This window comes from Microbispora rosea (assembly GCF_900156315.1).
Lineage (GTDB): Bacteria > Actinomycetota > Actinomycetes > Streptosporangiales > Streptosporangiaceae > Microbispora > Microbispora rosea.
In genome coordinates, this window is the sequence record NZ_FTNI01000028.1 from 10,932 (window position 1) to 27,611 (window position 16,680).

Here is a 16,680-nt window from a genome sequence, read left to right on the forward strand (position 1 = left end):
GCGAGAACCCGGGTTGCGGCGACGGGCTAAGCCGGCGCATAGTCAGCCGCCGGAACAGGGGCTGACGCCATAGGCGCGACTACGACAAGAGCGAAGGCCATGGCGGAAACGATTCTGAGGAAGAGTTCGATGTTGACGAGATCGCGGAAGCATTCCGGCGAGCGATGGCGAACCCTTGAGCGTCCCGCCTACACCAGGACTGCTGAGGCATGGATCACGACGAGTGGCATCGTCCGAGGCCAGTGTTCATCGACAGTGTCAGCGGAGCCTTGACGGACGAGAATGCGCTCCCCGGCGTCGTCATCACGGCGATACCTCCACCATCGGGGAAGTACTGCGATTTACACGGACAACCACAACGCTGCCCTGATCGCCCTCGCACGGACGTGCGCTTGATGTCGATCCCGATAAGGCCCGGCGTCCCGCAGCATCGCTGCGGGCCACTCCTACCCGTGCGGGGGTTGTGGACCACCAAGGTGCTGGGAAAGCGTATTGAAGTGGCGGTGCTGAGACCACCCAGCTCGATCACCTATGACGTAGAGACGTCGCCGGGCTCGGCTGACTGCCACGTTGAGCAGGTTGGGACTGCTGGCGGCCCAGTGTTTGGCGCCGGGTCGGCGCGGATCGCCGCCCAGGACGAGGATGACCACATCAGCTTCCCTGCCCTGCGCCGTGTGCACAGTGCCGTAGCGCAACCCGTGGAGAGGGCGCATGATCGGCCATAGTTCGCGGACGACGTCCCGAAAGGGTGTCAGGACAAGAATGTCATCGACCGATACACCGCCCTGGTCGACCAAGTAGCGAAGGACCTTTTCAACTGCGGCGCCTTCTTCGGGTACCCAGTGGCCCTTCGAGGTCAACGTCGGCACGTCAATCCACTTGCTCGGCGGCATGCCGTACGCGGGTGCGGGCGGCTTGCCGTACACCATCAACCCGCCGTAGGCGATGGCGTTGGAGATGCTGAACATCGGCTCGTCGCAGCGGCGATGTACGCGCAGGGGCGCGCCGACCCACACCTGGGCTTCCTCGTCGGGCAAATAGGTGCCGTAGGCAGTCCGTTGGTCGGCGAGGTGCTGAACGGAGGTTCTGCCGGGCAGCCACCGCTCCTCCTCAACGCCAAAGGTACGGCGCAGCGCCTGCTGCGCCGCGATGGAGAGCGGAACCACCGGTTCAAGCTGGAACGGATCGCCCAGCGCGACCGCTCGTCGGCCGCGCCAGATCGCGCCCGCCGCCTGCTGCGGCGCCGCCTGGCCCGCCTCGTCAAGGATCACCCAGCCCAGGGACTCCTCGGTGAGGTGGGAGAACATGCTTCCAAACGAGGCGAACGTGGTCGAGACCACGGGGACCACGAAGAACAGGGTCTGCCAGGCCGCCCGAATCGCCTCCTCCGAAGCATTGACGAGTGACTCGCCGAGCAGGATGTCTATCGCCCCGTGCAGGCTGGCGCGGATGCGGGCCGATTCCGCCTTCAAAAACGCCTGGTGGAGGCGCAGGGCTTCGAAGAACAGCTCGGTACGGGCGGCGTTCCACTCCCGCTCCGTCCACGGTGCCGTCAGCTCGTCCTGGTCGAGCGCGGCTTGGTAGAGGGCGAGCAGGTCAGGGCGCCGGCCGAGACGGCTGCGCGCCATATCCAGTTCGCGGCGAATCTCCACATCCTCGCGGAATGTCGCCGCCAGGTGGCGTTGCACGGCGATCACCTGCTGGTGCGCCCTGTGCAGTCTCCTCGCGGCCTCGCTGAGCTCGTCGGCCAGACGGTCGGCTGTGGCCCGCCACTCTCCTGCTTCCATGGTGGGCCGAAGGCGCTGATGTTCCCGCTGCCGAACCTCGCAGGACTCCACCGCCCGTGCTGCGGATTCGACCAGTTCCCTCGCCCGGGACAGGTCGCGCCGTGCCTTGTCGGTCAGCCGGTCCGACTCTTCGACCGCGTACTTGAGCTCTATCACCCGGTAGGCGAGGGATCGTTCCTGTTGAAGACGGAGGACTCGCTCGTGACAGCGGCTGAATCGGGCGACGGCCGCCTGCCAGTCGACGTCCTCGTGCTCGCAGTCGCGTAATCGCTGCAGTAAGCCAGGCTTTTCGTCGATGCCGAACCAGGCGCGGCGGACGAATTCCGTCCGGTGGTCGCGACGGCCAAGGCGTGCGGCGATCAAACCCCAGGCGGGCCGCTCCAGCATGGCGGTGGCGATGTCGGCGAAGTAGTCCGCCTCCTGCCGCCACGGCGCACCGATGGCGCCGCGGTCGGGGATCTCGTGAGTGACGTTTTCCACGGCGCCGTTGTTGGCGGAAGCGACGACCATCTCGAAGCCGGTCAGCTGCTCCGCCCAGCCGGTGACGCGCCGGACGTTCTCCCTGCCCTCTGCCGCCGACCAGATCTTCCAGCGATACTCCTGGGTGAAAGCGGCCGAGGTCTTGGGCAGACGCGACAGCCGTACGGCACGCTCGACCACGTTCGCCGCGATCAGCTCGCGGAGCAGCGTGGTCTTCCCAGTGCCAGGCGGGCCGTTGACCGCGAACAGTCCGCCCACGCCGGCGAGCTGGTCCATGATGGCGTCGACCGCGAACTGCTGGCTGAGCGTTTGCGATCGATCCGGTTCCGCCGGCCAGCGGCCGTAAGGGATCCGGTCGGGTGCCACGAGGCGAGCGACCACATGCGGGGTGCGCCGCACGTCAATGCGCTCGATTGCGTCCGTCGACAGGTACTCACCCAGCGCGCTTCCGTACCACCCGTGACGAACCGCATGAGAGACTCGAGCCAGGTCACCGACGATGAACCTCCCGAGCGGATCGGCCGCATCCCCTGCCGCATGCTCGCGCTTCCTCGCGATCTGGACGCAGCGCACCCGCATGCCCGCTGGGTGCAAAATGTCCCCGACACGCAGCAGCTTCGTAGCGAGCGCGACGAGGTTCTCCAGGTTCTCGCCTTGGAGCGCCCGGCCCACCCGGACCCCCTTCCGGGCGAGTTCCACTGCGCGTTCGTCGTCCGCGCGTGGCGCGATCAGCGCCTCCAGTCGCTCGCGGATGTCACGATCGTCCTCGTCGTAGTCGAAAAGCCAGTCATCCTTGTCCGGGCCGAGGTCTTCGGTGCGTCCCAGAGCCCAGGCACTGCTCGAGATCTGAAGGCTATTGAGCAACGGCCGGCCTTCGTCCGTGACGGCGAGAGCGAACAGTGCCCCCGTCCCCGGCGGTGGCGGATCGGGAATGTCCGGATCCGGGCCGAACACCTTCCTCAGCTGATCGCGGCCGTTCTGCAAGGAGAACAATCCACCGTAGACGATGTGCCGCCAGGTCAGGTTCGGATTGACCCGGCGACCCCGTAGCGGGTGGCCGTTCTGCCAGGGCAGCGCTTGGCCGACATCGAGTGGAAAGACCGGCTGCCTCGCGTGCCCGGGGTCCAGCTTGGGAATCTCATGAGGAGTGAACAGCTCGCACGCCCGCCAAAACTCCAGCACGCGAGCTCGGCCCTCGTCGAGACCAACCATGACCCTCCTCAAGGGCCACAGCCCCGCCCATCCGACTGATGGTTAGAAGATAGTCATCAAGATCTCCAACCGCCACCAGCGGCTCCCGTAGCGTTCTGCGACGGATGCCCAAGTCTCAAACAATAAATCTCCCAAATTCTTCCGGAATATAAGAAATATTTCCCAGCATCTCTCGGATGGGATTTTAGGACCCGGTATCCTTTTCCTCTCAGATACCGGTTACCTAAGACGACAATTCGCCCGTGAGGACGATTCCGTTGAGGCCAGAGAGACGTCCCTGCGCCCTCAGCCGCACAAGGTCCTCTCTCAGCACCATGCTTATGTCGTTACCACTGCGTCGCCAACCGAAGAAGCGAGACACTTCTGTCAGAAGTTCCGCCTCCCTGATCCCAGGGGATTCGCTGACGATTCCGAGAATAGCTGCCTCTCGTTCTACAGGAGCGATGTGACCGACTTTCCGCTCGATACCGTCTCCCGGAGATCGGGCGAGAACCTTGCAACCCGACCGGAAGACGAAATCCTCGACAAGGGCGACCTCGCGCCGCCCTTCCATCTTGCTTAGCACATACTCCAGATTGGCCTGGATGCGCCCTCCGAGTCGTCCCACCCCCCATGCGTCCCTTGTACGGAGGAAGAGCTGATCGCGATGGATTGGCGATTCGACATCTAAGATCTGCAGGAACACATGCCGAATCTGCGTTCGAGCCTCAGGCAGGTGCATTTCGGGAAGCGCGTCCGGAACCAGCCAGATCTGGGCCTTGCGGTAAGGTGTCGACCATGATCGTTTCGCGATCTCTTCGACAGCTTCCATCTCGACCCTGGGCACGTCCAGCGGCTTCGGCGTCTCCTCTGTGACCCCATCTGTTCTCTCCGCATCGCGGGCGGCGATCAGATTTCGCCCCTTCTCCACGGCCGCCTCTATGGCAGAACGGAGCCTCTGTTCCGACTCCGGCCTGTTCCGGTACCAGTGAGCACCCCAAATCCGGTGCAGTTCCCAGCCCAGCCCCTGGAGCACCTGGTCTCTTAGCCGGTCCCGGTCCCGAGCCACCCGGGAAGAGTGGTACATGGGACCATCGCATTCGATGCCGACGGCGTAGCGTCCGGGCTCGTCGGGATGACGGATCCCCAGATCGATGCGATACCCCGCCACGCCAACCTGGGGGACAACGTCGTAGCCCCAGTCACGTAGGACGGTCGCGACCGACTCTTCGAACTCGCTCTCGTAGCCGGCTTCCTCGACAACCACCTGGCGAGCAAGAACGGCAGGACCCCGCTCGGCATACTCCAAATAGCGTTTGAAGTGCTGTCTGCTGACATTATCGCTGTCAGGGATAGTTCCGGCGGTGAAGGAAGCAACGACGTCCACTCGATATCGGGCGCGGGTCACCGCGACATTCAGTCGTCGCCACCCGTCAGTCCTGTTGAGCGGCCCGAAGTTCATGTTGAGCTTGCCATGCTGATCGGGGCCATAACCGACGGACAAGATGATGACGTCGCGCTCGTCACCCTGGACAGTCTCCAGATTCTTGACGAAGAAGCCATCGAGCCGGTCCTCGCTGAAGAACGAGTCCAAGTCAGGGCGTGATTCGCGGGCGCGCTCCACCGCCTCCTCGATGGCACGTGCCTGGGGGCCCGACATGGCGACCACGCCCAAGCTCCGACTGGGGTATGCGCTGTAATGAGAGATGACGAGTTTGGCGACGGTCTCGGCCTCGATGGGGTTGTCACGGCCTGAACCGCGACGGTAGACGCCGTTGACCTTGTGGAAGCGGATGCCGACATCCGGTCCGCTCTCATATGCACCTGGGAAGGTGACCAGGCCGCCCTCGTAGAACTCGTGGTTGCTGAAGGCGATCAGAGCTTCGTGGCGACTCCGATAGTGCCACCGCAGCGGCAGGCTGCGGATGACGCCGCTGGCCTTACATAGATCGAGCAGCGATTCGAAGGAGTCCGGCACCTCCTCGTCGTACTCGTCGTCCTCGGCGTCCGAAGTGCCGAAAAAGTTGGTAGGCGGCATCTGCTTCTGATCGCCGGCGACGATTAGTGAGCGGCCTCTGTAGACGCAGTTGATCGCGTCATGTGGGCGAACTTGGGACGCCTCATCGAAGATGACCACATCGAACGTGAAGTCCGCCGGTAGGAACTGACTCACCGTGAGCGGACTCATCATGAAACACGGCTTGATTCGGTGGACGGTCTCGGCAGCATCGGCAAGTAGCTTCCGAACAGGCATGTGCCGAGTCTTCTTCTCCGCCTCACGTCGAATTATTGCAGCGGGCCCAAGAGTGGTGCTCGGCCGGCGTGCGTTGCATGCTTCGATCACCTGCGCATAAGCGCCTTCGATCAGCTGCTTGTCCACCCTGCGAAATTCCGCTACGAGCGCGTCCCGTTGCGTGGCGATGCTGGTGCTCAAGCGTGGATCACTCGCGAGGTGGTGCTCGACCCACGCTTGCAGGACCGACCGCTCCACCAACTGGACGAACTGATCGCCCTGGACGCCCTGAGACACAGCGCGGTCAATAAGGTCGTCGAGACGGTGCTTTGCAAGCACGTCGTGCGCTTGCTTGTAAGCGCGCCACTCTTCGGGGCCGGAGCCATCCGCCTTCAGTCGCGAAATCAGCTCGTGCGCCTCAGCGAAGGATGCATGGAGACCCGAACGGATCTCCTCTCGGCGCCCCTTGTCCCAGAGAGCGGCCAGGCGCATGACGGCCTCCCTTCGGACTTCTCTGCGTACCGCAAGGTCCGGGTCCGGGCTCGATTCAATGAGGCGCTCTGCAGTCTCAACGGGCATGCCGGTTGAGACGATCTCTCTGACCTTGCTGATCCAGTGCAGCGCGTCATCTATATCGGACTGGAGGGTGCTCTCCGCCTGGTAGAGCGGCCCGAGAAGAGCCCGGTCCGCATCCTGGTACGTCTCAAACGCCACGCGTTCCCGCCGAGCTTCCTGAACCAAACTGATCCCATGACGTGCTTGGCCCAGCGTCAGCGGAGAGCGATGAGAGACCGCGTCCACGGCTTGCACCAGGTCGATCGCGGTCTGCAGTACAGGGAGGTGGGCCTCGTACCATTCCGCCGCCTCATGCAAGGCAGCCTGCCCCAGCGCGGGGCGCCCACCCACATGAGGGGCTGGAACAAGAGATGCCCGCCATTGCGTGAGATCCTGCCGAATAGTCATGGCGGTTTCGTACGCCCTGGAGTTCGGCGTTCCGCCACGAGTGACCTGCTCTGCCAGGAGATCGATGTTCCGAACGTCCCCTGCCAAGGCGTCGATCCGCTCTGCTGCGGTCAGCGCCTTCTGGATGTCGTCGAAGTTCGTCTTCTCCCCCGCCCAGAAGGCTCCGAGGTGGCCGCTGTACTGTCGTTCGAGGGCCTGAAAGCGTTCGTCCTTCTGCCGCCACGCGACCGCCTCGGGCAGACGCTCGGCGATGGTCTTATTCCACTTGTCGGTGACCGCCAGCGCGAGGAGCAGCTTCTTGTCCCGCCGGTATGCGCTTGAGAGTTTGGATAGGCCATGGTGATTCTCGGCGAAGCGCTGCGCGATACCGAGTAAGTCCGGAGAGGAAAGGATCTTCTCACTGAAGAGATCTCTCGCCCGGGCGCGGGCCTGGTCCAGTTCGTTCAGCGCGGTTTTCAGCTCGCGAGCCGCGTTCCGAGCAGCGTGGCGTGATCGAGAGTCCAGCCACTCCGCCTGCGGCTTCGGGTCCGCCGCAGAAAATGCGGCGAGCTCGCACAGGTTCGCTGCCTCATCTACGCCGTCCGGAGCGGGCACACCGTATAGCGCGGCGATGTCGGCGAGGGATGTGTGGTGTCGACGCAGCATGGCCGCGGTTTCGGTGAAGCGCTGCGCTACGGTTTGCGCTTGTTCCGCAGTTAGCCCGGAAACGTCGACACCGCGCACGCGGCGAGCGAGCAGTTGCGATTCCTCGGTTGGGATGTCGGCCACCAGAGAAGGCGAGAGTCGATGCCATAAGGGACCGATCTCATGCTCGGCCGCCCTCTCTGCTGAAACCAATCGATCTCTTCGTACCTGGAATTTACGCAGCTCGTCGATGAGAGGTGTGAGGTCGCCCTCGCTCAGCCAGCGTGCGGGGACGGTCGGCCGGCAGGCCGTGAGGTCGAGCAGTGCGGTCAGCCTCTCGACGGACTTGAGATCGTCGAGCCCCAGTGGCAGCGCAAGGTCTTCGTGGCGCCTAATGGCGCGCTGAAGTAGATCGGTCTCTTCGGCCACTCGATCAAGGTAGGGTCGCGGCGACTCCGCCGTGTCCAGGCCCCACCAGAGGAAGGACTCCCGCTCGGATGCGACCCGCCATGCACGAGATACGGTGCCGGCGGCATTCAAGATCTCTCGAAGATGCGCGGCAGTGATGTCCTTGATCTTGTAGCGGGGACCAGGAGCCAGGGATATCACGTTGTCGAGGTCGCTCAGCCTGCCGATGACCTGGAATAGAGAGCGCTCCAGCGGTTGCCTGACCTCGTTCATGCCTTCCGCGTATGCGGAGAGCTCCAGACGTAGAGCCCGCGCCTCGTCCCGGGCTGGTGCCGGCACCCGTGCACGAGGCTGTTCGGTCAGCGCACGGCCGAGTTCTTGGGCGACGTGCTTGCGACTCGTGTTGTGAGAGTGGAGCGGCATGAGGAAAGACATCAACCCCACATGCTCGAGTCGGTTCCGGACGACGTCCAGCGCGGCCGCCTTCTCACTGACGAACAGAACCGTACGGCCCATGTGCAGCAGAGCGGCAATCATGTTGGCAATGGTCTGACTCTTGCCCGTCCCCGGTGGTCCGTCCATGACGAACGAACGCCCTTGCAGCGCAGCGGCCAGGCATTGTCTCTGTGAGGAGTCAGCGTCGAGCACAAGCGGAATGTCTTCAGGGGGCTGGACCCGATCGAGTTCGTCGAGGCCGACCGGAGTGAAGTCCAGGTCCGAGAGGTCACGACTCGCCTGCGGCCCCAGGCCGATGGCATGGACGAGCGGGTTGGCCATGATCTGAGGCTCGTTGTCCAGCAGGTCGCGGTACATCGCCTCCTTGTGCGACTGGAAGATGGCGAGCACGACCCGTTCCTTCACGCTCCAGGAACGCATTCCCGCGACTGCGCGCTGTACGGCTGCCAGGGTCGCGGGTAGGTTTTCTGTCTGCTCGCCGTACGACAACTCGATGCCGAACTGCTCTGCTTTCACGGCAAGAGCAGGATTCGGAATGGCCTCCTCGCCCTCTGCTGCCAGCAACCGGAAACGGTCATTTTTCCGTTCAAGTACAACGGGAACCAGCAGAAGCGGAGCCGAAGAGAGGGTCGTGCCACCGTCCTCACTCCAGTCGAGGAAACCGACACCCAGCTGGAGTACCCAAAGACCCGTATCGGAGAAGACTCGGTTTGAGTCGCGGAACAACCTGAGAAGGGCAGCATCCAGCGACTTCTGTGTGGTTTTCTGGGTGAAGATTTCCCCCGGACGCGCTGCGGCTATCGCCCTGGGGCTGTCCTGGTCATCAACCTCATCGAGCGCCTCGATGTCAGCGAACCAGATTCCCTTGGTGAGACCACCGAGCAACGACGCCGTATCGGGAGATGCGATCTCCAGGGTGGCCGACCGCGTGTGCTTGAAGTTCAGCAGACGGTTCTTGCTGCTGAGATCGATCAGTGAGTCGCGCCAGCTTCTCACTACTGCGTTCAGCCGATTGTCGGGGTTCTGCATCATGGCCATTCACAAGGAGGATGGTGACGGGGGGTATGGCTTGCCGGAGCCGAAACGGACTCAGCAGAACAAGGCGAGATTGATGATCTCATGCGAGCAAGGGATGGAGGACTTTCATCGCCGCTCCACGGCTCAGTTCCTCATGAAACCTCTGATTCCGGAAGCTGCGCAGACATCCGTAGCACGACGTCTCCTCGCCGCAGTCGCAGTTGGACACGCGCTGCAGAGCGGCCTCGGCGACATCCTGCAGCCTGTGGGCTATGCGCAGCACGCTTCCCGCTCCTCCAGGCACGGCGTCGAACATGACGATGCCCACTCGTCGGCCGGGCCGAGCGAAGAGGGCGCCATCGATGTCGTCCCGGGACAGCTCCAGGCACTCGGCCGCGCCTTCGAGCAGCGCGTACAGCACGGAGCGCCAGTGCACGGGTGATGCGGACGGCAGCATAGCCAAATGGTCGAAATGCAGGTCCAGCAGGTCGGTCTCGTATGGATGAGCGAGGGCGCGTGGACGGAACGAACCGCTGCAGTCGGTGCCGCGAAGAAGGTGGGTGTGGGACGGACCGATCTTCGTCCCCACGGGCACACCCGCACCGCACCAGTCACAGATCAGGTAACCGGCCCTCGTGGGTCCTTCAGAGATCGCGATGAGCTGTCCCCGGGATCCGGCCCGTCCGGTGACGACTCCCCCATTCGCAGCCGTCCAGGTCACCTCCTGCACCTCGCTCGCGGCGAGTGAGAGGACGTGAGTGGCCCCGTTCCACGTCCGCTTCGGCGGTGTCGTGGTGGTCTTCGAGGGCTTCCCTTCGGCGACGAAACCGAACTCGGGAACGTAGTACTGCCGGGCCACTCCATGTGAGACGGTCGAGCACATCGGGCAGATCTTGTCGAGCTCCTCGTCCCCCTCCCGATAGTGCTGGCAGTGCTCGCACACCGCGTAGTACTTGCTGACGAGCTCACGGTCCGGCAGCCGGTACACACCGCCCGATCGCCACAGGAGGCCACCGGCAACGACCTCGGCCTGCGGGGCGTACTCGTAGATGGCCGCCGACAGGTCTCGGGTGAGCTCCAGCTTGGTGCCGACCGGCTCTCCCGAGTAGCTCGTGCGCAGCTCGACCGTGTCGACGGGGAAGCCGTACTTCGGCAGCACGTTCCGGTTGGCCAGGTAACCGAGCAGGTCCCGCTGCGTCAGCGTGTTGATGGTCTTCGAGAACCGGTTAACCAGGTGGTCCTTGCGGGCCTCGTACGCCTTCCGGCGGCGTTCCTCGAAAATCTCCACGTCCTGGGCGAGCTGGCGACCGACCTCGTCCAGCAGCCGGGTCAGCTCGTCCACCCATTCGCCGCTGTTGACGCCGATCTCACGTTGCACCTCCCGCGGGAGGACCCGCATCAGCGACTCCAGCACATCCCTCGGCACCGGGGTGAGGAAGGACCGCACTCTCGCGGCGGGCGCGCCTTCGCCATAAGGCAGGAAGAAGTCCCCGGCCTTGCTCCACGTCTGTCCCGCGGTCTCACGCGCATGACGGAAGAACGCGGACAAGGCGATCGAGTGCGCGTGCCGCCTGTCGATGCGCTCATTGCCCAACGGCACGTACGGCGCCCGCACCTTCCCGGCGATCATGCTGATCGGGTCCTGGAACCGGGACAGGTCGTGGGAACGCCGCTGCGCGTAGGTAACCACGAGTGCGGCCGAATCCGTACGGCGGCCCGCGCGGCCGGCACGCTGTACGTAGTTCGCGGTGGTCGGTGGCATGTTGCGCAGCACCACCGACTGCAGTTCGCCGACGTCCACGCCGAGTTCAAAGGTGGTGGAGCAGGAGAGCATGTTGACCTCGCCCCGTAGGAACTTCTGCTGGATGTCGGCCGCTTCAAGGCTGGTCCACTGCGCGGTGTGCTCGCGGGCCACCAACGGCACCGGCGTCATCGACCGGTAGAGGGACCGGTAGTGGTTGTCGTCCTGCTCGGGTGTGGGGACCGCATACGGGTGCAGCGTGCCGGTGCAGGCCATCGTCGGGCACACGCCACGGATTGCGACGGGCGCGATCCGGCGGCACAGGTCACACCGGTACACATGGTCCCTGACGGGCGCGAACCGGAGCCACGTGTGGTCCAACTGCCGGACCGTCCCCAGCACGCGCACGGTCTCGCTGACCAGCCAGCCGTCGCGCTGCCCGGCAAGCACCTTCCAGCACCCGCGGAGCACGTCCGAGGGGTCGTCCGTCGCCGCAATCGCCGAAAGCAGTCGCCGCAGGTAATCCAGACGGCGGTTGGACCCGCGGGTCGGCAACCAGCTCAGCACCTTCCTGCCCGGCTCCGACCCCTCCTCTCGCACGTAGATAGGCCCGATGCGCGGGGCGAACGCCTCGTCCCGGGGGTCGACCTCGTCGGGCATGCTCACCACACCCGACTGGCGGAGGGTTCGTACCAGTTCCGACAGCAGCGCCCAGCATTCCTGCTCAGTGAGTCCGAGGGCCTTCAGGCCCGGCGGAATGGACCACCTTCGCTCCCGGTCCAGGTCGACCCGCATGAGACCGAGCCCTTCCAGGGACTGGCGGTCGTCCATGGCGACGAGCTCCTGCATGATCCACAGAGCCGCTTCGCGTTCGCGCTGCTGACGGGTCATGCGCCGGGGGAAGACCATGGCCCGGTCGGCCCGCTTTGCCACGTGGAACATGAGGTCGGCGACCGCGACGGCCTCGTCGTCGCGAGTGGCCGCCTGCAGACCTTCGAGGATCAGGCGCCGGTGCTGGATGCCGCCGTAGCTCGACTCCAAGTAAGGGGCGAAGAACGCCGCCGCCTGCCTGCTGTCGCTGAAGGACAGCAGCTTGCGGCCCTCCCCCGGCTGGTCGGCGACGGCGGCCTCATTCGCTGGCGGCAATGCCTGGTAGAGAGCCGTGGCGAGCACGGACACCGCCGCATCGTTGCCGCTCTCGAACTGCCGGACCATGCCGGCGCCCCGAGCGCCGCAGGCGCCGCACCCGACCGGCGAGTCCTGCCGGATGTTGAGCCGGTGGACCGGCCAGAGCGTGGTCTCCGTGCACCCTTCCCGCAGACAACCGAGTCCAACGCCGGAGTGCAGACCGCCGCACCCCGAACAGAGGTAGGCGAGTTCCCCCTTGACCTCCCGGGTCCCCTCGATGTCTTCGTCGTCCTCATCGGCGATGACGGGAGCGTCCCCGAGGAGCAGCCAGACACGCTGCTCGTCCTGCCTGACCCTGGGGACGAAGACATAACCGCCGTCGCTGTGCCGTACGGCGCCAACCAGGTGGACGGCGCCGCATCTCTTGCACGCGCCGAACTCGAACATCGCCCCGCGGCAGGTGCCGCAGATCTCATGCCGGCCGAGTGACACGTGCGGGCCACGGCCGGTGAGGCAGGTGAAGGCGCCCTCGGTCGCCCGGGCGAACAGGTGATACCGCGCCGACAGCACGGGTGAGCCGGTGAGGTCGCGGACCCGGCTACCGACGGCGACCATCGCGCCCAGCGACTCCTCCGGCTGCTCGTCGGGATCGAACAGCAGCCGCGCCAGCTCTCCGAACGTCTGGGGTCCGGCGGCCAGGCGCTTGCGCATATCGGCCATGCTCTGCTCGTGGGCGAGGACGTCACCGGGGTCGTCGCCAACGAACCCGCGTTCCTTGGCCAGCACGAGGATTTCCGCGCCGGGGTCGTCCGCCTGCGCCAGCTGCCGGTACAGCTCTGCCGGCAGCGGCCCCCAGAACGGCGGGTCCGGAAGCTTCACCCGGCTGGCTCCGACGAGATCCTGACGGGATGCGTCTTTGGGCACCCATTCGAAGGGCACGTCGAAGAGCTTGGTGGCGAAGTCGGTCACCGCGGTGGGATCGTCGCCGACGGTGGCACTGGTCGCGATGCACTGCAGCGGCTGGTCCGGCGCTACCCGGTCGTGCAGCCGGCGCAGCAGCATGGCCAGCTCGGCTGCCTTCGCCCCGTCGTAGACGTGAGCCTCGTCCAGAGCGATAAATCGCCAACTGCGGCCCTCGAACAGGTCCAGGTCCGCCGGCCGCAGCAGCAGATACTCCAGCATCGCGTAGTTGGTGAGAAGGATGTGGGGCGGCGTGGCCCGCATCTCGTCACGGCTCAGCAGCTCGTTGGGCAACCGCGGCTGGTCCGGGTTGAGCGCCTCAAAGGTGTCCTGCGCCTGACGAGCGCTGGGCGGCGTGTCGCCGGTGTAGCGGCCGAAGGTGATCTGCGGGACGTTCCTGAGGAGCTGCCTGAGACGCTTGAGCTGGTCGTTGGCGAGGGCGTTCATCGGGTAGAGCAGCAGCGCCCGAACGCCGGGGCCGAGCCGTCCGCGCGCGTGCTCGGCAATGAGGGAGTTCAAGATCGGTAGCAGGAAGCTTTCCGTCTTACCGGATCCGGTGCCCGTGGCGACCACGATGTTCCTGCCGCTGGTCGCCTTTCGCAGTGCCTGCTCCTGGTGCTGGTACAGAGGCCGGTCCAACGGCAGTTCCCGTCCGCCCAGCGCCTGGAAGGCAGGGTCGAGGACGCCCTCCGTCATCAGCTCGCGGAGAGTCGCCCCCGTCGCGTACGGCGGTGTCGCCTCCAGCAGCGGGCCCTTCGTCAGCATGGGGCTGCGTGTGATCTCGGCCGCCAGGGCGGCGGCGATTCGGGGCTCGCGCACCGGAAGCAGGGAGCGCAGATAGCGGCGGTAGCTCTCGACGATGAGTCCGCTGGTGGACAACGCGTCCAGCGTGTGGGTCACTGCGCCTCCGTCTTCACAGTGCTGGCCAGCAGCTCGGCCAGCACGAGATCGATTGTCACCAGGTCCGGCGCCACGCTCGCGAGGTGAGCCCAATCGTTGCGGAACGTCTGCTCCGCGGCGCGGCATGCCTCGTCACCCCTCGCCGCGAGCCGGGCGATGAGGGCGAACGCCGCCGACGCCGCCGGAAGGCTGTACCAGCCGCCCCGATCCTGGGGATGTTTGCGCTGGACGACCTGCCGAAGCAGCTGCGGCCGCTCCAACAGCCGCTCGGCAGTCTTCACGACGTGCGCGACGACGTGGCTCGATTCCTTGGCCGCCGGTTCGTGCCGGGCCTTGAAGAGCTGGAGCGCACCGGCGGCACGGGTGTCGGCGTCGAGCAGCGCCTTCGGCACGATGTGAGCGGCGCGCAGGACGGCATCGAACGCCTGGGGTGCCAGGTGGGTCAGCCGATCGGCTTCGAGCCCGAACCGCCCCGCCTGGGGCGAGGGGTCCGTTCCGGTGGATCGGATCTCAAGCAGCACTTCACCGCACTGCCGCTCGGCCGTGGCCAAGCAGTCCTCGTCTCCCAGGTCGCCGGCGAGCACGGCTGCGGCTGGAGTGGTGGCCCACATCTTCGCCACCGCGGGCGGATCGAGCTGCGGTACGGCCACCGCCGCGAGTCCCGAGGTGATCAAGGCGTGCAGCGACCTGTCCGGTTCGAGACCGAGCTTCACCAGGGCCGTGAGAGCGTCCGCGGGGCGCCGGAGGATCGGCCGGGAACACTCTTGGACGAACCGCCGCACCTCCGAGGAGACCCGCAGCCGGTCGGCGAGATCGACCAACGTCCAAATTCGGCTCAGGTCTCTGACGTCGTCCGGGAAGCCCCCCTCCCCCGCGAGGTAGCGCGACAGCGCCACCTCCTCCGGGTCCTCGGATACGAGGAACCCGTCCGCCGACGCGACCACATGGGCGTCGGGCCAGCGTGACCATTCGACGGGCACCCACGGGTCGTCGACCTGAAGGCTCACCAGCAGGGGCCCGCAGGAGCACAGGTCCCAGGGCAGCGGAACCGTGCCGCCCTCCTCGACCGGGACGATGACGGGCTCGCGCCACGGCGCATGTGTGGCGTACACCGCGGCGGTCAGCCCGTCCACGAGGACGCACTCCAGCAGCAGAATGTGGTCGCCCTCCACCTTCGCCGCGGCGGCGAGCCGGCGAGGCCGTACGCTCGCGACCCTGACGAGCCTGCCGTCCACCTCGACGAGGAGTTCGGCCTGCTGCTTGTCTTCGACCGTCCCCTTGATCTTGACCATGTCGTACCGCGCCGTGCCGGCCTGGACGCCCCCGCTCGCGGGAGCGTCCTGCACGACCTGCCCGCCTGCCATGACCTGGAGTGGCGGCATCTGCTTGACCCCCGGGATCCGGACGAGCAGGGTGCCCGGCTCCTCAGCGAACGCGTCCGTCGGGATCCGCAGCGGACCCGCCCGCCACACCGGTGCCTCCCCCAGCCGGTCATGCATCACCTGGACGTGCGGCGGAGTGACGACCAGGGGCTCGGACTCGATCTCGGTGCGGTACTCGACGATGCTCGCCAGCTCCGCTGAGGAGAACCTGGTCACCCGAGGTTCGACCCGAGCGCCGACGGGGGCGGACAGCTCCGCTCGGCCGTCGGCCAGTCCTGCGGTACCGAACAGCCGAACCCGCGGCGTGAAGGCGGCGCAGAGTCCCTCCGCGATGAACAGAGAACGGTTGACACCGCGGCCCAGGGGACCACGCACGACGGTGTCGAAGGCTCCGACCAATGGCCGGGGCAACGAATCCCAAAGGTCGGAGACCGTCAGCGGCTCGCTGCATCGGTAGCTTTCGGTGACGAGCGCGATATCCGTCCCGCTGCGCCGGACTTCCACGTGCCAGGTCGCTTCGGCGCCGATGTTGCCGGGCAGCCAGATCTCGGGCACCTGGGAGAAGACCGGCGAGCCGTACGGCGTCGTGACGCCGGCGACCGGGTCTCCCGTCGATATCCGTGCGTGCGTGTGTCCGCGGACGGAACGCCGGGCGGCCGGAGCCTTGTCCAGACCGAGCGAGCGGACACCCTTCAGCGAAACCTTCCGCAGGCGCCACCCCTCCCAGCCCAACGGAAGCTGCCCCTCGATCACCACCTGCAGTGGTCCGTCGGCGAGCAGTTCGTAATCCGCCGGGTGCGCCACCCACACCGTGTCGGGCGGCAGCGGAGCGGTCGCCGGGAGCCGCCGGCCGTCCTCGCCGAAGACGAGCATGGGCGCGGCCGGGTCCACCACTTGAAGCTCGGTCTGGTAGGGCCAGCCGTCCATCGCTACGACCACGGTCCGGACCGGCCGCAACAGGCTGTGCGTGGTCGACGGGGCTTCCGCCACGCCCACCCACATCGCCTGGCTCCGCACCGTGGTCGTCACGCCGTCGGCCGTCACGTTCCAGCGCGCGGTGCCGTCCGGAGTGTCGCCGACGGGCGGCAGGACGACCTCGATTCCACCGCCGAAGGGGTCGAGCGCGATGCGCGGCCGCTCTATCCTGGTCCTGCCGGTGGATGGCGAGCGAGAGGTCGTGAGATCGAGCCTGCCCTCTGATGCGAGATACCGAGCACGTTCCAGCACGCGCGGCGGAAGCCCGACGCCGTCCAGTTCTGCGGTCTGGTCACGCAGCCGGTCCAACAGCTCGAAGGAACGCTCCACAAAGTCAAGCGCATACTCAGTGCCGTGCTGCAGAAACCTGCGGACCGGCACGTCGACATTCAGTAACCGGTTCTCGCTGCCTGGGGCGGTCGCCCAGGCAAGGAA

At 65.9% G+C, this 16,680-nt stretch carries 4 protein-coding genes; all 4 read right to left on the minus strand.

Annotated features, from left to right (window positions below; all coding sequences use genetic code 11):
• Positions 1-446: 446 nt before the first annotated feature.
• The 4 genes from BXA11_RS31415 to BXA11_RS44955 all read right to left on the minus strand — a co-directional run bounded on the left by BXA11_RS31415 (position 447) and on the right by BXA11_RS44955 (position 16,575).
• The gene (locus BXA11_RS31415) at positions 447-3,479 is read right to left on the minus strand and encodes a DEAD/DEAH box helicase (protein WP_076440356.1); all 3,033 of its coding nucleotides are present in this window, start codon (positions 3,477-3,479) and stop codon (positions 447-449) included.
• A gap of 223 nt (positions 3,480-3,702) precedes the next feature.
• A complete protein-coding gene (locus BXA11_RS31420; RefSeq protein WP_083744710.1) occupies positions 3,703-9,180 on the minus strand; it encodes a DUF3320 domain-containing protein in 5,478 nt (1,825 codons plus the stop codon).
• A 79-nt stretch (positions 9,181-9,259) separates the two neighbouring features.
• Positions 9,260-13,888: a DEAD/DEAH box helicase gene (locus BXA11_RS31425; RefSeq protein WP_076440360.1), complete on the minus strand. Its 4,629-nt coding sequence runs from the start codon at positions 13,886-13,888 to the stop codon at positions 9,260-9,262.
• Positions 13,885-16,575 (minus strand): hypothetical protein, encoded by a 2,691-nt coding sequence (locus BXA11_RS44955; protein ID WP_167769289.1) that lies wholly within the window; start codon positions 16,573-16,575, stop codon positions 13,885-13,887. The genes BXA11_RS31425 and BXA11_RS44955 overlap by 4 nt, the downstream gene beginning before the upstream one ends.
• Between the last annotated feature and the right edge of the window lie 105 nt (positions 16,576-16,680).